17 protein-coding genes and 1 pseudogene are annotated in these 19,566 nt (G+C 56.0%); 8 read left to right on the top strand and 10 right to left on the bottom strand.

Translation table 11 applies throughout. The features are described from left to right. Positions 1-34 precede the first annotated feature (34 nt). The 3 genes from Q0802_RS04435 to Q0802_RS04425 are packed head-to-tail and all read left to right on the top strand — an operon-like array spanning position 35 to position 5,389. Positions 35-589 carry a hypothetical protein gene (locus Q0802_RS04435; RefSeq protein ID WP_298914150.1) on the top strand — a complete coding sequence of 185 codons (555 nt, stop codon included), beginning with the start codon at positions 35-37 and terminating at the stop codon, positions 587-589. After that, on the top strand, positions 531-2,009 hold the full coding sequence (locus Q0802_RS04430) for a DNA polymerase Y family protein (RefSeq protein WP_298914147.1): 1,479 nt from the start codon (positions 531-533) through the stop codon (positions 2,007-2,009). Before Q0802_RS04435 ends, Q0802_RS04430 begins: the two co-directional genes overlap by 59 nt. A 56-nt stretch (positions 2,010-2,065) precedes the next feature. Further along, positions 2,066-5,389 carry an error-prone DNA polymerase gene (locus tag Q0802_RS04425; RefSeq protein WP_298915262.1) on the top strand — a complete coding sequence of 1,108 codons (3,324 nt, stop codon included), beginning with the start codon at positions 2,066-2,068 and terminating at the stop codon, positions 5,387-5,389. A 108-nt stretch (positions 5,390-5,497) separates the two neighbouring features. Here the strand turns inward: Q0802_RS04425 and Q0802_RS04420 are convergent, their stop codons facing one another. The 4 genes from Q0802_RS04420 to Q0802_RS04405 form a co-directional block, all read right to left on the bottom strand. After that, entirely contained in the window at positions 5,498-6,376 is an 879-nt protein-coding gene (locus Q0802_RS04420) for a M15 family metallopeptidase (protein ID WP_298914144.1), read from the bottom strand. A 15-nt stretch (positions 6,377-6,391) separates the two neighbouring features. Next, entirely contained in the window at positions 6,392-6,910 is a 519-nt protein-coding gene (locus Q0802_RS04415) for a hypothetical protein (protein WP_298914138.1), read from the bottom strand. 349 nt (positions 6,911-7,259) lie between these two features. After that, complete coding sequence (locus Q0802_RS04410) at positions 7,260-7,562, bottom strand: chorismate mutase (protein ID WP_298914135.1); 303 nt, start codon at positions 7,560-7,562, stop codon at positions 7,260-7,262. Positions 7,563-7,583: 21 nt separating this feature from the next. Further along, positions 7,584-8,195 (bottom strand): TetR/AcrR family transcriptional regulator, encoded by a 612-nt coding sequence (locus tag Q0802_RS04405; protein ID WP_298914132.1) that lies wholly within the window; start codon positions 8,193-8,195, stop codon positions 7,584-7,586. Between the two features lie 91 nt (positions 8,196-8,286). Here Q0802_RS04405 and Q0802_RS04400 point away from each other — a divergent pair, with 91 nt between their 5' ends. Next, entirely contained in the window at positions 8,287-8,655 is a 369-nt protein-coding gene (locus Q0802_RS04400) for a hypothetical protein (protein ID WP_298914129.1), read from the top strand. A gap of 209 nt (positions 8,656-8,864) precedes the next feature. Here Q0802_RS04400 and Q0802_RS04395 read toward each other — a convergent pair whose 3' ends face one another. Both Q0802_RS04395 and Q0802_RS04390 read right to left on the bottom strand, forming a co-directional pair. Continuing rightward, the gene (locus Q0802_RS04395) at positions 8,865-9,737 is read right to left on the bottom strand and encodes a GTP-binding protein (protein WP_298914126.1); all 873 of its coding nucleotides are present in this window, start codon (positions 9,735-9,737) and stop codon (positions 8,865-8,867) included. Further along, positions 9,734-11,353, bottom strand: coding sequence for an amidohydrolase (locus Q0802_RS04390; protein WP_298914123.1), 1,620 nt, complete (start codon positions 11,351-11,353; stop codon positions 9,734-9,736). The genes Q0802_RS04395 and Q0802_RS04390 overlap by 4 nt, the downstream gene beginning before the upstream one ends. A 153-nt stretch (positions 11,354-11,506) precedes the next feature. Here Q0802_RS04390 and Q0802_RS04385 point away from each other — a divergent pair, with 153 nt between their 5' ends. The 4 genes from Q0802_RS04385 (at position 11,507) to Q0802_RS04370 (ending at position 16,007) form a co-directional block, all read left to right on the top strand. Continuing rightward, positions 11,507-12,505 (top strand): TRAP transporter substrate-binding protein, encoded by a 999-nt coding sequence (locus Q0802_RS04385; protein WP_298914120.1) that lies wholly within the window; start codon positions 11,507-11,509, stop codon positions 12,503-12,505. Between the two features lie 67 nt (positions 12,506-12,572). Further along, positions 12,573-13,112 (top strand): TRAP transporter small permease, encoded by a 540-nt coding sequence (locus Q0802_RS04380; protein WP_298914118.1) that lies wholly within the window; start codon positions 12,573-12,575, stop codon positions 13,110-13,112. Further along, positions 13,109-14,398 (top strand): TRAP transporter large permease, encoded by a 1,290-nt coding sequence (locus Q0802_RS04375; protein ID WP_298914115.1) that lies wholly within the window; start codon positions 13,109-13,111, stop codon positions 14,396-14,398. Before Q0802_RS04380 ends, Q0802_RS04375 begins: the two co-directional genes overlap by 4 nt. Positions 14,399-14,408: 10 nt before the next feature. Next, entirely contained in the window at positions 14,409-16,007 is a 1,599-nt protein-coding gene (locus tag Q0802_RS04370) for an amidohydrolase family protein (protein WP_298914113.1), read from the top strand. Positions 16,008-16,908: 901 nt separating this feature from the next. On the opposite strand, the pseudogene Q0802_RS04365 reads toward Q0802_RS04370, so the two are convergent. The 4 genes and pseudogenes from Q0802_RS04365 to Q0802_RS04350 form a co-directional block, all read right to left on the bottom strand. Further along, positions 16,909-17,220 (bottom strand): annotated as a pseudogene (locus Q0802_RS04365) (transposase); the annotation flags it as partial. Positions 17,221-17,701: 481 nt separating this feature from the next. After that, positions 17,702-18,520: a glycine betaine ABC transporter substrate-binding protein gene (locus Q0802_RS04360; protein WP_298914110.1), complete on the bottom strand. Its 819-nt coding sequence runs from the start codon at positions 18,518-18,520 to the stop codon at positions 17,702-17,704. A 99-nt stretch (positions 18,521-18,619) separates the two neighbouring features. After that, entirely contained in the window at positions 18,620-19,060 is a 441-nt protein-coding gene (locus Q0802_RS04355; RefSeq protein WP_298914107.1) for a hypothetical protein, read from the bottom strand. Next, positions 19,054-19,542 (bottom strand): hypothetical protein, encoded by a 489-nt coding sequence (locus Q0802_RS04350; protein WP_298914104.1) that lies wholly within the window; start codon positions 19,540-19,542, stop codon positions 19,054-19,056. The genes Q0802_RS04355 and Q0802_RS04350 overlap by 7 nt, the downstream gene beginning before the upstream one ends. Positions 19,543-19,566 lie beyond the last annotated feature (24 nt).

Below are 19,566 nucleotides of genomic sequence, written 5' to 3'. Positions count from 1 at the left end.
TTCCAATGCTATCATCAGGTGCTAAAGTTTGCTTATGCACGATCCCGACCCACGGTTTTTCCCGCCTTCTAAGGCCCGCATGCATGAGGTTTGCGGACCTGGCGCATATACTTACGCCTTCGTGCTGGCGGCGCGACTTGGGGGCGTGTGTATGTGGGTGCGCGGAAGGCGGGACCTCACTCTGATCAACCCGAATGGTTTCACAGACTTCATTGCCCCATCGGAATTGATATTCTGCAACACAAAGGACGAAATACAAAGTCTTGCCGTTACCGAAGAGGCGCTCCGCGCAGGGGCTGTTTCGCTGGTCGTGGTGAGCCTGAACAAGCCTTTGGGGCTGACGGAGGGGAGACGCTTGCAACTTGCGGCGCGTGATGGAAAATCCACCGGCCTGGCTATTATTCCCGAAGGTATGGGGAGCAATGCCGCTGAAACGCGCTGGCGCTGTGCACCCGTATTTGGGCACGGAGACTCGACACTGCAAAAATGGGAGCTTATTAAGAACAAATCGGGAACATTAGGAGCTTGGCATGTTCGATGGGATGCAACGTCGCGTCGTCTCATTATGGTTTCCCCGGCTGGCAAGTAACCGGGTTCTGCGGCGCTATCCGCTGGATGGTCCCTTTGCCTTGACGATAAAACAGAACAACGCCAACCGTCTCTATTGCCTCAACGCAGAAGCCACACAGCAGGGTTTGCATCAGGGCATGCCCTATTCCGATGCCCGCGCATTTTGTCCCGACTTGCAAACGGCACCTGCTGATCTTCCGCAAGACCAGCGATTTTTGCAGATTCTGCGCCGCTGGGCCATGCGGTACTGCCCTTGGGTCGGGTTGGAGGGTCAGGATGGGCTGGTGCTGGATGTCAGCGGGTCTGCTCATATCTTTGGCGGCGAAGAAGGCATGCTGTGCGATATGCGCGCACGCCTGATGCGCGCGGGCCTGTCAGTGCAGATCGGTTTGGCAGACACACGCGGGGCGGCCTGGGCATTGGCGCATCATGGCGAAGGGGTGGCATCCCCCGGGGAAATGCTGCCAGCGCTGCAAACCCTCCCTGTTGTAGCCTTACGGCTGGATGAGAAAACATCAGTGGCGTTGGCCTGGCTGGGACTGCGCAAGATTGGCGATCTTGCCGCCGCGCCGCGTGCCCCTCTGACCCGCCGTTTCGGGCCTGATGTGCTGATGCGGCTGGATCAGGCTTTGGGGCAACAGCCCGAAGAAATCATGCCGCTGGCTGATCCGCCGCATTACGGGGTGCGCATGACATTGCCGGACCCTATTGGCCTTGTCAGCGACGTGATGGCAGGGACCGAGCGGCTGCTGATCCAGCTTTGCGCCAAACTGAAGGCTCAGGAAATGGGCGCGCGGGTGCTTGCCGTCACCCTGCGCCGGGTTGATCAGGACCAACAGGAAGTCGAATTGCGTCTGGCCCGCCCTTTGCGCGATCCTCATCGCATCTTGCCGCTGTTTGAACGGGGATTGGCCGGAGTAGATGCAGGCTTTGGCATTGATCAGTTGCGACTGGAAGCAACACAGGTCGAAGCTCTGCCCGTGCGCCAGATCAGCCACACCCTAGAACGCGGAAAAGATCAATTGGATGATCTGATTTCCCGCCTTGGCACAAGGATCGGCCTGGAGAATATTCAACGGTTCCTTCCCGCTGACAGCCATATCCCGGAACGCAGCTTCATCATTGCGCCTGCCGCCTACTGTGAACCGCAAAGCGGCTGGGCCTCCCCAAACCCACGGCCCCTTTGCCTGTTTCCACCCGAACCAATCGCAGCCAGTGGCCCGCACCCGCCAGAACGGTTTCGCTGGCGGCGCATGTTTCTGACCACGGGCCGCGCCACCGGCCCTGAACGCATTGCCCCCGAATGGTGGCTAGAAGACGACAGCTGGCGGTCAGGCCTGCGCGATTACTGGCGGGTGGATACCATACAGGGACGGCGGCTCTGGCTGTTTTACACGCCGCAAAATCCCGGATGGTTCGTGCAGGGGGAATTCCCGTGATCGAGGTCAATCGCACCCATCGTCCCGTCGAGGCATTTCGCCGGGATCTGCTGGATATGCGGATGCACAGGCAAGACTACGCCGAACTTTGCGTCACCAGTAATTTCACCTTTCTCACCGGGGCTTCACACCCTGAGGAGCTGGTGGTGCGCGCCGCTGAACTGGGGCTCTCTGCGATTGCCATCACGGATCGCAATTCATTGGCGGGTGTCGTGCGGGCATGGACGGCACTGAAAGAACTGAAACGCGCGACCACGGAAGCGCTGAAAATCCGTTCTCAGCAGCGTGTGGATTCCTCCTCCCGGCAAGAGATGGGACCGGGGGAAACCCTTGCAAAACCGCCCCTCGCAACATTGCCCAAACTGATCATCGGGTGCCGTCTGGTCCTGCGCGACAGTTCAGTGGAGTGGATCGCCCTGCCCCGCGATCGACCAGCCTACCAGCGCCTGACCCGCCTGCTGACATTGGGCAAGCTCCGTGCGGAAAAAGGTGATTGTGAGCTTTATACCAAGGATATGTTTCTCACCTGCAAGGGAATGACTTTAATCGCCCTACCGCAAAGACAACTAAAAGAGGCCGTGCCGGAAATCCAGGCATTGCGGCGGCGCTTTCCCAATTGCGTCTTTCTCGGAGCCGCCCCCCGCTATAACGGCAGTGATCAGGCCTATCTGACGGCCTGCGCCAAAGCCGCGCAAAAGGCATGCGCCCCGATGGTCGCGGTTGGCGATGTGCTGATGCACCGGGCCAGCCGCAAACAGCTGGCTGATGTTCTGACCTGCATGCGCGAACGTATCACCATTGATCAGATCGGCACCCGGGCCCTGCCCAATGGCGAGCGCCGGATCAAGGCGGGCCGGGATATGGCGCGATTGTTTCGCAATCATCTGGGTGCCATACGCCGCACATTGGAGATTGCCGACAAATGCAGCTTCGATCTGGGCGAATTATCTTATGAATATCCCCACGAAGAGGTTGAGGGCGAAACGCCTCAGGTCCGGCTGAACCGACTGGCCCGCGAAGGGTTGACGCGCCGCTACCCTGAAGGCCCGCCCGCCCGGGCAATTCAGCTCATGGAAAAAGAGTTGGCCGTGGTCCGGGATTTGAACTTCCCGGCCTATTTCCTGACCGTCCATGACATAGTGCAATTCGCCAAGTCAAAAAATATTCTGTGCCAAGGGCGCGGATCGGCAGCCAATTCGATCCTGTGCTATCTCCTGGGCATCACCGATGTCGGGCCGGATATGATCTCGATGGTGTTTGAACGGTTTATCTCGAAATATCGTGGAGAACCGCCCGATATTGATGTCGATTTCGAACATGAGAGGCGTGAAGAGGTAATCCAGTGGATTTACGAAAAATACGGCCGCGACCGCGCCGGGCTTTGCGCGACGGTGATCCATTTTCGCACGCGGGCGGCTATCCGCGAAGTGGGCAAAGTCATGGGGTTGAGCCAGGATGTGACTGCCGGCCTCTCTAGCCAGATATGGGGCATGACCAATGGTGGTGTCGATTTGGATCGCATCCGCGAGCTTGGCCTTGATCCGGAAGATCGCCGATTGATGCAAACCATCAACCTGATTGCTGAGATCATCGGCTTCCCCCGGCATCTGTCACAGCATGTTGGCGGCTTTGTTATCACACGCGGGCGTCTGGATGAACTGTCCCCGATATCAAATGCCGCGATGGAGGACCGTACGGTCATCGAATGGGATAAGGATGATATCGACGCTTTGGGTATTTTGAAGGTCGATGTGCTGGGGCTGGGGATGCTGACCTGCCTGCAAAAAGCGTTCGACTTGTTACAGGAATACGAAGGGCAAACCCAAAGTATCGCGACAATCCCGCAGGAGGACAAAGCCACTTACGATATGCTCTGTGTGGCCGATGCGGTAGGGGTTTTCCAGGTGGAAAGCCGGGCCCAGATGAATTTCCTGCCCCGGATGAAACCCCGGACTTTCTATGATCTCGTGATCGAGGTCGCGATTGTGCGCCCTGGCCCAATTCAAGGCGGCATGGTGCAGCCTTATATTAAACGCCGTCAGGGGCTGGAAAAGCCGGAACCCTTTGGCCCAGCCTTGGAGGAGGTTACAAAACGCACGCTTGGCGTGCCCCTGTTTCAGGAACAGGCCATGCAGATTGCCGTGGTTGGGGCCGGATTCTCCGCCGAAGAAGCCGATCACCTGCGCAGGTCACTGGCCTCATTTCGACGCATGGGTACAATTGGCATTTTTCGCGAAAAATTCATCAATGGCATGCTTGGTAATGGGTATGGCCTTGAGCTGACAGAACGCTGCTTTTCCCAGATCGAAGGCTTTGCAGATTACGGCTTTCCAGAGAGCCACGCCGCCGCCTTTGCCATGCTCGCATATGTCTCGGCCTGGTTAAAATGCCATCATCCGGCTGTCTTTGCCTGTGCGCTCCTCAATTCCCAACCCATGGGATTTTATGCCCCCGCCCAGATCGTGCGCGACGCGCGAGAACATAACGTTGAAACACGCCCCATATGCGTCAACCGGTCAGAGTGGAATAACACCCTTGAACGCCGCCCCGATGGCGCATTGGCGCTGCGTCTGGGTTTTCGTCAGATCAAGGGTTTCAAAGAAGAAGATGCTGGTCGGATTATTACCGCGCGGGGCAATGGGTATCCCAATCCAGAGGCGCTATGGCTACGGGCAGGCCTGCGCCCCGATGTGCTGACACGGTTGGCCGAAGCGGATGCATTTTGCGACATGGGCCTCACGCGCCGTGATGCTCTGTGGCAGGTTCAGGCCATCCGCAGCCAAAAGCCTCTGCCACTTTTTAATGATCCGATTGACGGAGAAAACATTCATGAGCCGCAGATCACCTTGCCCACCATGCATTTGGGCGAAGAGGTGGTCGAAGATTACGTCTCCACCCGTCTTTCACTGCGCGCCCATCCGATGGAATTATTGCGGCCCGGCATTGCGGGGCTCACCCCTCACAATGCGCTCATGAATGTACCCCTGGGGCAATATACGATCTGTGGGCTTGTCATCACCCGCCAACGCCCCGGCACCGCATCAGGCGTGATCTTTCTGACGCTCGAGGATGAAACAGGGGTCAGCAATGTGGTTGTCTGGCCCAAAGTCTATGAGCGGTTCCGCCGCATCGTGATGGGTGCACGATTGCTGCATGTCCGGGGCTATCTGCAACGCGAAGGCATTGTTGTGCATCTGATAGCGCAAGATATTCGCGACATGTCCCACAAGCTTTATGAGTTGGGCCACCCAATGCCGGAGGCTCTCACCACCGAAGGGTCTCGGGCAGACGATACCCCCAAAAAATCCCGCCACCCCGCGCGCGCCATGCACCCACGCGACCAAGCCAAACGACTGTTCCCGAGCCGGGATTTTCATTAAAGCGTTTGATTTGGTCTCAGAGAAATCCGCCCATTCAACAGCGCGGCCAACACCTTTGCCGTCAGCCCTTTTGTGACCGTGCCGCTTTGTAACCCGTCGCCAGCCCGTTTAGTGACTATAGAACCTGGACGCTCTGCCCTTCGCTGCCTGGACGTGCATCCAGTCGTAGTTCTGCGCGCGTCCCAATGAGTACCAACCCTCGTTTTCGAATGCTTCCCAAAAGGCTTGGCAATCAGCATGCGCCAAGGTCGGAGGCGGCGTGTCATGTGTTGTGCGCTTCAACTCATTCTTTGATCCATAAAAATCAATTGCGATGCCGTAAGCATGGGTCGACATCCGTGTGCCTCCTGTAATCTTGCGGCACACGTAATCTCCCGAAAAACGGTTCAGACCAAGCTGATTCACCTCGGATTCAGAGTAGCTTGCCTCGATCGCCGCCAGAATCCGTTCCAGTGATGGCGCAACAATTTCGTGAACTTTAAAAAAGCTGCGCGATTGAGCCATATTCCAGTCAAGAGGCATCCTCCACGGGCTATCAACTTTCACAATCCTTGGCTCAATGGCGCTGCAGTTGTTGTTTTTGCGCGGAGTCCCATAAAACGCATTCAAATCGGAAGCTTTATCTGAGGGCCAGTTATTTGGGTTAACGTCGATGGGGTCCGATTCGAACACGTTGATGATCTCGAGCCCATCAAGCGTACGGATATAAAGCGTCGAGGCATTACGTGTATCGGTTCCCAGCCAACCGTCGATAACACCTGGATCAAAACCCGCATCCGCTGAAAGCATTTGGATACAGGCGACAAATTTTCTCTTGTTGGGCCACGCGCTGTATCCCGACGGCAAGCGGGCATCATTTGCCAGCAGATAGGCATTTGCTGCCGTCAGAGAGTTTCCGCCCAAATCACCGTCAATCTCATCTGCGTAGATACCGAGGTCCTTCAACCCCCGCTGGATTGCCTTCGCTTCAGATTTGCGTAGTTCCATGACCATATACCTCTCTCAGTCAGAATATTGATTTATCGAATTCTTGAAACAATCGTATTTCTGGAGAGTTTCTTGCGAAAGTTCTCCGGTCTTCGTTCTATACCCCACAGTTCGGTGCGAGACTGGATCAGATGATTGTGAAATCTCAAATCGTCCGATGGCATCTTTGTAAGTCAGTTCCAGATCGGTAAAATTATCGGTGGGCGTATCACGTTGGGTCAATTCACGTTTGGCCAGCGCTCCTAAAAAAATATCATAGGGTGTGCCGCCCCATTGCGGTGAATAGAGATAGAATTCGGTACGGCCATCCTCCGAGCGAACCCATATGGACAGTGCTTCTTTATCGATCGATGACGTCCGGGACGGCTCCACTTCCATTCCCTGAGGGATTTTGACAGTGAACCAGGCGCCTTCATATTGAAATCCTCCGCAGCCATCGTGTTCAGCCGTGGCGTTCGATCCTGATAACCAAAACCACGAAAAGGACAGCGAGAGAAGAAGTACAATGCCAGCAGGAATAACATATCGTCGCATCACTATTCTCCAATGCGGACCTTAACCGATACCGATTTTCAAAAAACTTTTCTTGTAGATATCGAAACGATAAACCGATTTTGCGTTTCGGTAAACAAGTCCGCCATTGATCGGGCACAAATGCCCCACGAGCCCTCATCCGCAGATCTTCGAATACACCCGATCGCTTGGCTGCAAACTGCCCAAAGAGAACATTGAAATGAATGGGCAGAGCAAGCGACGCTGGCACATCTTCGCACGCAGAGAATCCAGACATTTGCGAATTTAAATTGTGCGCGGCGAAGGAGACTATCGCCGCGACGAGACGACTGCCTGCTTGCGGAATGGCGGGCTAATAAGCCTCACAATGCTACGCGCCCAGTTCTCTGATTTCCCGTTGAATGGACCATTCAATGAGCTCTGCCCAAAGCTTGCGGGCAAGCTCGGGATCCAACCCTTTTGCCGTTGCCGTTGCGCTGACCTTACCCAGAACTTCCGCCACGCGGTCTGTTATTCTCGCGGGTAAACCTTCAGCTTTTTTAAGATCAACGGCGCGATCTATATAATGGCTGCGGGCGACCAGCAGCGCAATGAGTTCGACGTCCAGAGCGTCGATCTGCACGCGAAGCTCTGCCATTGAGTGACAGGTTTCGGGGGGTAAAAGAGCGTCCATATGCACTATCCAGTCTGATTATTAACAAGGGTCCGGTTGGCCAAGCAATTGGCGGAGGTATCCTAAAGCACGTTCTGAGCGTTCTTCGCAAACGGCTTCCGAAGGACTTGGCAGACGGCCGATAACGCGTCGGATCTGTTGATCGCCAATCAACAGATCGAGGTACAGACCAACAGCTTCGCCGGCATGTTCAAACGCAAGCTGGCCGTCGTGCCTCGCGCGAAGCAGAACCTGTTCCAGCAAAGGGAAAACCGCTTCGCGGCCAGCCTTTGACAGTGTCGCACCCAACTCACCGGTTCTGTCCGCTGCAGCGGCGCGGTTCAGGGCGACGGCGCGATCACCGGTGAGCAGCCTGAGCAGTTTCGGGCCAAGCGTGCCGAGAATGGACAGGGCATCATGATCGGTCTCCAGTTCGGCTTCGAGGTGCCGTTTCACTTCTTCTGCGTTCCGGGTAACAAGCGCCTGAAACAGGCCCTGTTTGTCGCCATACCAATTATAAAGCGTTTCATTTGACGCCCGCGCCTCTTTGGCAATGCCAAGCATCGAGGTACCACTGTACCCCTTTACTTCCAACAGCTTATAAGCGGCCTCTTCGATTTGCTTTTGACGCCGCGACCGCTTTTCTTCCCGCAATCTTTTTTGCCTCCGGATTGTTGACAGCATCCGTAACCGGGGTTACGGATATATGCAACCGTAATATTAAATACGCTTTTGAGGATCCAAAATGACCCAACCGAACCGGCATGCATCTGCCGCTCTCGTCACGCTGATCCTGCTACAGTTGATCATGCTGTCCGCGCTCAACGCAGGAATCAGACCGCACCCGCCCGCAGCGACACCGCTTTTTGGTATTGCGCCGTTTATTGGGGCCTCGGTATCCATCGCCGTGTCCGCCCTGATCGTGCAGCCTTTGACAACGCCGGTGGGTCGTGCCCTCAGCCTTCTTGCCGTGATGATGGCATTGGTTTCCTTCGGACCGCAAAAGTACTTTGATGCACAGTTTGGCCTGATCTGGCCGGCGGTCGTATTGGGCCAGATTGCCGCTGTCGTGATCTTCGCTCGGGTGATGGGCGCCAGCCGGATGAATGTCTAATACCCTGACGAAAAAAACACTCAGACCAAAGCGTTTTGCTGAGCCCAATTTTCAACCACAAAAAACCGTGGACAGAACGCCTACGGCATCTGACCCACGCAAATGCCGCTGTCCTGGCGCATCCAAAGTTTTCTGCAAGATCATCAACAACGAGAGAGCTTGCATGAGGCGAAGAGGGGTAGGTTCTCGACGGGACAGAAATCGAAAAACTACGGCCCCATCCACCACGCGCGCAGTTTTGCAGACGATAGTGTGTCTCTGAGCCCAATAGCCACAACACCCGGAGATTGAACATCTTCGAGCTTCCGGAGGTCTATTTGCGCGCCGACAACGTGAATTTCCCAATACCCACCGGCGGTGTTTGGAAGCAGAGCCTTCAATCTCAACAAGCCTGGTGGAATGGAAGAAAGACGGGCGTCAAGGTCATCCTTTGACAAGGCCTGGGGTGCCGGTTCGGACCATTGCACATAGGCCGGATGGGGTTGAGTTCCGGGCGCTGGATCGAGAGACAAAAGACTGTTCCCGAAAATCACCCCGGTGACCGCCGCGATGTCCGAAGTGCTGACACATGGCGCAACGCCTTCACCCTTCAAAAGAGATGCCACCTTTTCCCGGCTGGTTTTGCTGACAGCAATCAGGTCGGCTGAGCGGAACTGATCCTTCACCTGCTCGGAAATTCGCGGGTCAGCAAGCTGACGCTCGACATTCAACCCGTCGATGACGGTAATGATGCCTGCATAGCGCAGCTCCTTCTCTGCCAATGACACGGCAGCAATCTTCGCCGGGTTCGCAATGCCGCTGGCTTCGACAAGGATGTGGTCCGGGCGTGGCCTGCGATCAAGCAGATCACCAATAGTGAAGAACAGATCGCCCGACATAGTGCAACACACGCACCCGTTGGTCAGCTCGATGGTATCTTCGCTGGCCGATTGCAAAAGGGCGGCGTCGATGTTGATCGCACCGAAATCATTGACCAGAATGGCCAGCCTCAGCCCGTGATCCAAGCCCAGCAACTGGTTGATCAAGGTTGTCTTGCCAGCGCCAAGATACCCACCAATCACCGAAAGGGGTACAGGGCTCATAGCAAGTGTACCCGACCTCCGGAAACCGTGCCGAGCACGGGCACGTCTTTCAGTTCTGCCGCGCCGATTGTTGACGGATCACTTCCCAGCACCGCAAAATCGGCGCGTTTGCCCGGTTCGATGCTGCCGATTTCATGGTCCAGCCTCAAGCTACGGGCGGCACCCAATGTGATCAGTTCCAACGCTTCCGGCACCGAAATGCATTCTTCCGGCCCAAGCACATTGCCACCCATGGTCTGGCGGTTCACGGCGCACCATGCCGTGAACAAGGGAGCAAGAGGCGTCACCGGGGCGTCGCTGTGAACCGCGACCATCACGCCGGTGTCAATGGCGGTGCGAACGGCATCCATTCGTTCTGCACGATCCGGACCGATGGTCAGAGCGGCGTGTTGATCCCCGAAGTACCAAAGATGGTTGGCAAAGATGTTGCAGGCCACGCCCAGTTCAGCGGCGCGTTCGAACAATGCGCGATCCATCATTTGACAATGCTGCAAGACATGCCGCGCGCCTGGCCAGGGATGCGCACGCGCTGCGGCCTCCAGCGCGTCAAGCGAGACCTCGGCGGCCTCGTCGCCGTTGACATGGATGTGCATTTGCACCCCACGGTGCTGCATTTCCCGGGTCAGAGCAAAAATCTCGTCAGGTGCCATATTCCAAATCCCGTTTGGTTGCCCGCCGATATAGCCCGGCCACCGAACACGCGCGGTCCACCCTTGGATCGACCCGTCGGTCATCAGCTTGACGGCACCAAGTCTCAACTTGTCGCTCGACCTTTCGCGCAACGCCAGTGCCTTGTCAGCGACCTGCGCAGGTGCGCCGCTTGCCCCAAGAGCCTGGACAATCCGCAGAGGGTAGTCTTCGGCGCCAGTCAGACGCAGCATCAGCGCGATGTCCTCGTCTTCCAACATGGAGTAAAGGTCGGTCATCGTGGTGACCCCGGCACGCACCGCAATCTTGCCATAGTTTTCGATGGCGTCGGCACTTTGCGACAGGGTCCTGAAGTCAATGCCCATGCGACGCAAAACCGGGAACATCGCGGCCATTTCCTGCAACTCGCCAGTCGGGGTGCCGTCGGGGCCTTTCACCACACCCTCCAAGGGCGTCTGGGCGTCATAGCCTGCCATTTCCAATGCCACAGAATTCACGCACATCAGGTGGAAGTTGGAAAACAATACCGCGACCGGTCGGTCGGTCGAGACTTGATCCAGATGCGATCTGTTCAACCTTTCAGAAGACAGAAAAATCGGGTCGAAACCCCAGCCAAAAATTTTCTCGTTGGATTGCGGCGCATCCGATTTGAGGCGGGCGATCATTGCCTCCGCAGTATCAATTCCGGCCCAGGTCTTGCCCTCGGGATCGATCCGGTCGTGATAACCGACATAGGTGAACTGCCACATTGCACCCGCCATTAAGTGCGCGTGTCCCTCGACAAGCCCAGGCATCAGTACCGCATCAGCCAATCTGTCGTCGGCGACGAAGTCCCCCCAGGGCGCGGCACACTCGCTGTTGCCAACTGCGAGAATCCGACCGTCGCGCACAGCGACATGGCTGGCCACGGGCCGCAGCCGGTCCATGGTGATGATCTTTCGTGCTTTGAAAACGCGTATATCGCTCATGGGCCTGCCCCGCAATTGTGCCGCAGCTTTGCCGATCCGATCTCCAAAGTCTATCAGCGCCACCACTTAATTCCTTGACGGCACAACCATTCCCATGATCCGCTTCATTCAAAACAGAAAAATAAAACGTCAAATGATCTTGGGAGGTCCAGAATGATCAGAAGAAGCCTATTGAAAACCACCGCAGCGTTGGTGCTGGCGACTGTAACGGCACTGCCGGCGGCAGCGGCCGACGTCACGATGAATGTCGGCTTTGGCGCGCCGGAGGAATCGCTCTATGGTCGTTTCGGCAAGATTTTCCAGGCCAAGGTCGCCGAAATCTCCGGCGGAGACATCGAAGTCAAGTTGCGCTGCTGCAACCAGATTTCCAGCGAAGACGAAGCCTTCAAGGCCATGCAGCTTGGCACTGTCGATGGTTTCTTCATCACCGCCAACAACGTCTCACCGCATTGGCCGCTGATGGATGTGACAGTCCTGCCCTACATCTTCCAAAACGATGATCACTTGGCGCGGGTACTGGACGGCGACGTCGGGCAGATGATGAAGGACAAGCTTCAGGCTGATACCAGCGTTCATCTGCTGGCTTTCGGTCCTGCGCTTTATCGCGATTTTTACAACTCTGTACGGCCAATCAATACGATGGCCGATATGGATGGCCTGAAAATCCGCGTTCCCAAGAATGAGGTCATGATCGCCACCTTCGAAGCATTCGGGGCGAACCCCGTGCCGCTGGCCTGGTCAGAAACACCGACTGCGCTTCAAACCGGAACCGTCGACGGCGGCGACAATGGTACCTCCTTTATCCGTGACATGAAGTTCTTCGAATTCGAGCCTCACCTCGTGATCCTCGAGCACTTTGTCTCCTTCGCGCCCCTATTTGCCTCGGACAACTTCATGAAAAAATTGACCGACGGGCAGCGCGCACAAATCCTTGAAGCGGCCGAAGCGGCCGGTGAAGAGTTTGCGGCACAGGTCGCGAATGAGACCGAAGAAGTGCGTCAGTGGCTGGTGGACGAAGGCGGCATGACCCGCACCGATCCAGATAAGACAGACTTTGTCGCAGCAGCCAAGACTGTTCAGGACGATTTTGCCACCAAACGCGGTGATGAGTTTGTGGAACTTGTGAAAGCCATTCAGGCGGCAGCTGAATAAGCTCTTCGGGAAAACACCGGGGGCGTGACCATGCCCCCGGCCAAACAAAATTGAGGCAAGGGCAGACATGAAGGCACTCAAATGGCTTGAGCGGCATTTCGAGGAGCTAATCTGCTGCGTGTGCCTGTCCATCATCGCGGTCAGCGTTTTCGCGCAGGTCGTCGCCCGCTATGTTTTCCAGATCGCCCTGCACTGGACGGAAGAGACCGCTGCAATGTGCATGGTCTGGGCAGTTTACATGGGGGCCTCGCTCTGTGTCCGGGAACGCTTCCACATCCGCATCATGGTTGCGGTGGCTTCGCTGCCCACTTCGTTCGGACGCATCGTTATCTTCATCGCCGACATCCTCTGGGCATTCTTCTGCGTGTTCATGATCCGGGTTAGTTGGGATTATCTGGCGATTTTTTGGCGGTTCCCTGAAACCAGCCCCAGCCTTGGGATCAACCAATTCTACCCTCAAACTATTTTGGTCATCGGCTATGGTTTGATGTTGATCCGACTGGTCCAAACGTACTTTGAGTGGTGGCGAGACGGTGCAGACGGTCTGCCCGGCATGCTTGCTGAAGAGTGGGAAGAAACGACCAAGGATCAGGAGCATTCACTTTGAGTCCGCTCATGATCCTGGCCATCGCCTTCGTTGTGTTGACGATCGTGGGTATCCCGCTATTCGTCTCGGTCGGGCTGACAACGGCACTGGCGCTCTATCTGATTGACATCCCCTACACGCTGATGGCGCAGACCGGTTACGGCAGTCTGACACCCTTCCCGCTGCTGACGATACCCTTGTTCGTCCTTGCAGGACGATTGATGGAAACGGGCGGCATGGCCAACCGAATGATCGCCATCGCCACAAATCTTGTCGGGGCTTATCGCGGCTCCATGGGGCTGGTGACGGTCTTTGCGTGCATGCTGTTTGCTGCCCTCTCCGGATCTGGCCCCGCGACGACGGCCGCCATCGGCTCAGTCACTGTGCCAGCGATGAAACGCGACGGCTATGACGTGCCTTTCGCCGCCGCCATCACCGCAAGTGCGGGCGCACTTGGCAGTCTGATCCCGCCCTCGAACCTGATGATCATCTACGGGTTGGTGTCGGAAACCTCGATCCCGCGCCTGTTTCTCGCTGGTCTCGTCCCCGGCCTGATGGTGACGATCCTTCTGATGATTACCACCTATATCATCGCGCGCCGCCGTGGTTACGGCGGCGATGGCGATGCCTTTTCCTGGGGGCCGTTCCTGAAAGCGGCCTGGGATGGCAAATGGGCCATCGGCGCACCTGTCCTCATTCTGGGCGGCATCTACGGCGGGGCCTTTACACCTACGGAAGCCGCCGGTGTCGCTGTCTTTTACGCCCTTTTTGTGGGGCTTTTCGTCTATCGCGAATTGACCTTGATGAAGATCGTCGAGGCGCTGCGCTTTACCGCACTCCTGACCGGCATCCTGATCCTGCTGACACCGACGCTGGCCTTTGGGCAATTGACTGCCTTTTACGACGTGCCGACGGCCGTGCAGGAAGGCATCACCTCGATCACCACGAACGTGTTTCTCGTGATGCTGCTCATTGGCATCTTTTACATTTTCATCGGCACCTTCATGGAGAGCCTGGCGCAGATTGTTCTGTTTACGGCCGTCTTTCTGCCGCTGGTCACCTCGCTTGGCGTTGATCCGGTAATGTTTGGTGTCTTCACTGTCATCACCTGCGAGATCGGATTTCTGACGCCACCGCTTGGGGCCAACCTCACAGTCGCGGCCCGTATTTCAGGCATCTCGATTGAACGCATCTCCGTCGCCGTTTTGCCGTTCATCCTTGCTTATATCATTGGAATGGTGATCCTGATCTTCTTCCCCGAATTGACGTTATTCCTGCCCGACTGGGCCTACGGCGAGGCGAAATAGGAGGCCCGTTATGTTCGATGTGATCCTTAAAGGTGGCGAGGTTCTGGACGGAACCGGAGCAGAAAGCATGACCGCTGATGTGGGCGTGACGGACGGCAAAATCGTCGAAATCGGAGATTTGAGCAAAAGCACCGCCGCCCGGGAAATCAATGTCTCGGGCCTGACCGTCTCGCCGGGTTTCGTCGATATGCACACCCATTCCGATTTCACGCTCATCGCAGACGGTCGCGCGGAAAGTCAGGTCCATCAAGGGGTTACCACCGAGGTCATTGGCCAATGCGGGATCTCTTGCGCCCCGGTCTGTTCTCACAAAGATATCCGGGCGGTGTCGCCCTGGTACACGGATCGGGCCAAACACCGGAACTGGCTTGGATTTGGAGAGTATCTTGATGCATTGAACGCGACCGGTCTTGGTGTCAACGTGATGGCCTTCGTCGGACACGGTACAATTCACCGCGCGGTTCTGGGTGACGAATTACGCGCCGGCGAACCCGAGGAAGTTGTCAAGATGGCCAGATTGGTCGATCAGGCGATGGAGGAAGGCGCAGGCGGTTTCTCCTCCGGTCTGGAGTACTTCCCCGGCATCCTCGCGGCGCCCGAACATCTGGTCCCCATGTGCGAGGTTGCTGCCGAACGCGGCCGCCTCTACGCCACCCATGTCCGCAATCGTGATACGCATTACGACCTGGGGTTTGCCGAGGCCATCGCCACGGCCCGGCAATCGGGCGCGCGTCTGCAAATCAGCCACATCCAACCAAAGTTCGGCGCGCCGGATTACGCGATGAACCACACGTTGGAAATGATCGAACTGGCGCGTCAGCATGATGTGGATATCGCCTTTGACGTGATCCCGCATGATTGGAATCACACTCTGATGGCTGCGATCCTGCCAAAATGGGCGCAGGCTGGTGGTGTTGAAGAGGTCATGAAGCGCCTCGCTGACCCGGTAGCCCGCGCGCGCATCAAGGCGAACCCCCAGCCCATGTGGCTAATCGTAAAGGCCGAGAAATGGGAAGACATCGTGCTTTTGAATGCCACCGTGAACAAGGATATCGTCGGTGCCGATTTTGCCGAGATCGGGCGCATGCGGAACACACACCCATATGACGCCGTCCTCGACATCTTGCTGGAAGAAGGAGACAACCTCATGTCCTGCATGTGGTCGTCGAAGAGCTTTCGCGACAGCGATCTGGACCTCTGTCTGCAACAACCCGAATGCGCCGTCATCTCCGACACGGTTGCCATCGCCAACGACGGCATCCTGAAAGATCACATCGGCTCTCTCAGCGGATATGGCTGGGCGGCGCGCTTCTTGCAGTATTATGTCCGGGACCGGAGTGTGCTGAGCCTTGCCGAAGGGATCGCGAAGATTACCGCCATCCCCGCCGAACGTCTCGGCATAAAGGATCGAGGCAAGCTGCGCCCCGGTTATGCCGCGGACATTTGTGTATTTGATCCGGCCAATATCGCCAGTAACGCAACCGCACGACACCCACGCCGCTACGCCTCGGGCATCGCCCATGTTCTGGTCAATGGCAAACTGGCCATGTCCAACGGAAAGCGCACGGAGGTAAACGCCGGGCAGGTTATCCGAGAGTTTGCGGCCTGACCTCTTCAACTTCCATGATCGCCCGAAGAACTGAAATGCGCTGCCTCTAACATGGTCCCGCGTACTTATCACTTAGCGGGGAAGCGTATTTAAATCCATATGAGGACCGTCAAACAGCTCGAAGAAAGGAGCAACGATGCCCTAGAGTAATTCGAGTTTCGACTGAAAATCAGCGTTTCCGAGCCTTTTTGATTATACCGTTCGCCGTGTTCATTGACAACTTGCGCCCCACTGTCGCTGTCAAGGACAGCGGGAAGCCGGACGATCACACCCGAATGATCGTCGCCAAAGACGGTGAAACAGCGGTTTCCGGTTGTGATGTCCCGTTCGCACCGAACCGGAAAAACGATGTGGATGACTATTCTCAGTATGTTGTCGTAGTCAGAGGTCGCTTAACCGATAACAATCTGACACGCAGAACTCATCAGGGGCAGTGACCAATGCCATGCAAACAGGCCGGACACACGATTGTACTGACAGACCGTCGCAATCATAAAACTCTTGCCATGCACGAGCCATCCACAAGCGGTATTCGCCACATCATCTCGTGCTGCGGTGCTGCTTCCCTAAAACGACGTTGACGGTAGAAGCTGCTGAGCTTCGGACAGCTATGTTAGGCCCGGCACAATCAGTCGGCCAAGGGTTCTGGCGTGGTCCACCTGATCAGGGCTTCCGTCGGTGAGTCACCCGTGCTGTATACAATTGTGATCAAACACGAGCTTTTGACGTTCGAAGGATGTATGAGCTCGCCGCGCTTCCCGCCCTTGCTACCGTTAGCGCTCCGATACACCTCAAAAAATCAAAGGATAGAATGCTTTGGACGTAATTTAACTATGGAAGCGGGCTCTGAGGGTGCATTTCTGACGCATGCCAAGTCCAACCAATAGACTAGGGTCAGAACTCATAGCCAGTAAATGACGATAGCGGCGAGCGCGATGGCTGACAGGAAGACCTTTGGGCATCTGTCGTATCGGATTGCAACACGCCGCCAATCCTTCGGCCTACCAAACATGATCTCGATCCGATTGCGGCGTTTGTACCGGCGCTTGTCGTATTTCACCAGTTTCTTCCGTCGTTTCCGGCCAGGGATACAAGCGCGTATCCCTTTGTCTTTCAATGCTTCCCGAAACCAGTCGGCATCATAACCACGGTCTCCAAGTAGACGGTTGACTTCGGGCAGGTTGCTCAGCAATCCATGGGCACCGATGTAGTTGATTTCGGTGCCCCTGATCGCTTCGAGCGCAGCTTTCGTTGATCGTCGATCTAGTAACCAGAAGGCGACACCTAAAGTCGCAACCACTGCTGTGTAGAACTCCAACGGATTTGCCAGAAACAAATATTGCGCGAAGAAGGGACGCCCCTTTCACGCGATGAGCTGTTTGAAAAGTTGGTGGAGCGCGATACTGCTATTCACGGGAAAAACCCACCTGTCGTTCTTCAAACCATGCTTTTGCGAATGCAAGAACGTATCGTTCATTTGAAAGGTCACGGTTACTGGCCGCGTGAAGATGCTTATAGGCGGCAGATTATGTTGGTGGCACCGAACCGGAAGAGAGTGAAGATTTAGATAGCCTCATATGAGCAAATGATCGGGGCAACTAGTGTGAGTTCCGCTTTGGGTCAAGCACGTATATAAGTCCCAACAAAATTTCCACTATTAACGTGCAAAATTCCCAATCAACTCGGAGCGCGATCTAGATCTGAAGGCCCGCGGCGAGAAGGCTCTCTGAGATCAGTTTGTCTATGCATTCGGCGTTTGCGGCCAACCAATCGATAGCAACATCTGGCGGATGCCGGCTCCTGATTGTGACTTCGGTATCAAGAGCTTCAATCGTTTCAATTTCCAGTTGCAATCCAGCGAGAAGATACCTTAGCGCATTGGGTGCAGTTCGAAGGAAATCCCGGTTGGCTGTTATCCAGCCATCGTCCTGCGGACCCATCGCGCTTTCAGGGTCCGAAAGTAAGGCGAGATCCGTCGTCGCGTTGACGAATGATGGTCGCCAAATGGCAGCAGCAAATCGGCGACCTTTTTCCGTGCCGTTTTTGATCCACTCAAACCAGTCTTTTTCCGGCACCGCATGTACATGGAAACCTGCTGTATCCAGACCATAAACCTGTAGGGCATTGCGCGCGCGGTCGGTGAGTGTTGCACCACCAGGTCCCACTGACACCACCGCCCGCTCAACGGCATCAAACTGTCCAAGGTCAAGGATGCACCGAGCTCCGTCCTGCGCCAGTCTTGGCGATGCAGCAATGTAAAACCCGCCCCCGCGAAACAGGCATCCCAACTTTACAGCCCGTTCTTCGATGGGGGACCATAAAGTTGCATGCGCGCCTGGAAGCCAAGTGGCACAGAAAACGTCGATTTCCCCTGAGCCCAATCTGGGGTAGATCTCGTCGTGGAACGCCATAACATGTTCGGTGGCATATCCGGCCCTTTCCAACACGGCGCAAACAACTGCGCCTTGAACGGCGTAAAATGACAGTGGCGGAGATCCTACTCTGATTGTCATCGCCTTGAAGATCTCGCTCTTAGTTGCATGTCACGGGATGTTAACGCCATTCAAAAGCTGCCGGTCAAAGACGAATTCGACGGTTCACCAAGTCGGGCTTCAAGGGGAGCGTGCCGATTGGCGAGCGGACTCAAGTGCGGCCTGCCAGTCATGCGCATGAACCGACACAATTTCTCCTCGTTGTGAGACGAAGAAAATGGGTGGGTATACCAGCTCTAGCTGCGGCGCCGCCAAACGAAGGATTGGGTCGCGATCGCCGTAAGCGCCCGGATTGGGGACGTCGCGGGTCCTGGCGATGATGTTGTCCTCGATCGCGAATCCATACGCCCGCCCCATTGCCTCAACATCTGACAAGTTGTTCCGCTTGAAGGCCATGCAAGGTGGGCAGTCTTCGGCACCATAGAAGTGAAATGTCACATTTGTGTTCGTATCTGCCTGTCCAGATGACCCCATCGCGAGAGTAGCAAGTGACGCGGTGCAGAACATCCGTCTGTTCATATTGACGCTGCCTGATTGAACGAGATGAAGGGGGTTTAGCATGCGCATTCTCCGTCTTTGGTGTCAAAGCGATCAGCATCAAGGCCATTTGCGGCAAGTGCGTCAGCTATGGATGGAAGGACGTCCCAGGCTTGGGCCGCAATCGCCCAGCCGTCCGGATTTTTGACTAAAAGAAAAGCACTGATATCTTCTGTGACATCTTCTTGGTTTTCGTGCATTTCACAGCCGGCCATGGCCACGGCGACATTGCCCGTGACCCAGATGTGCAGACCAACACCTTTCTCCTCAAAGACCGAAATCCGCCCACTCTCTCTCAAGGCGCGCATGCGTCTACCAAACTCTTCTGCGGTTTGACCACGCGCGGGCCGAGCCGAAGCAAAGAGTTGAGCGCCTTGCAAGTAAGTGCCCGTTAGGGCTTGCGTGTCTGGAGGGGTATCTTCGTTCCAACAAAGAGACCTGAACTGGGTTGCGATCAATTTGGCAATGTCGTCGCGATCACGCGAGATTTGTTCTGTGTCAGTCATGAGGCACCTTGGGTTTTAGCTTAA

This window comes from uncultured Roseobacter sp. (assembly GCF_947495275.1).
GTDB lineage: Bacteria > Pseudomonadota > Alphaproteobacteria > Rhodobacterales > Rhodobacteraceae > Roseobacter.
This window is presented reverse-complemented; position numbering and strand designations above follow the sequence as displayed.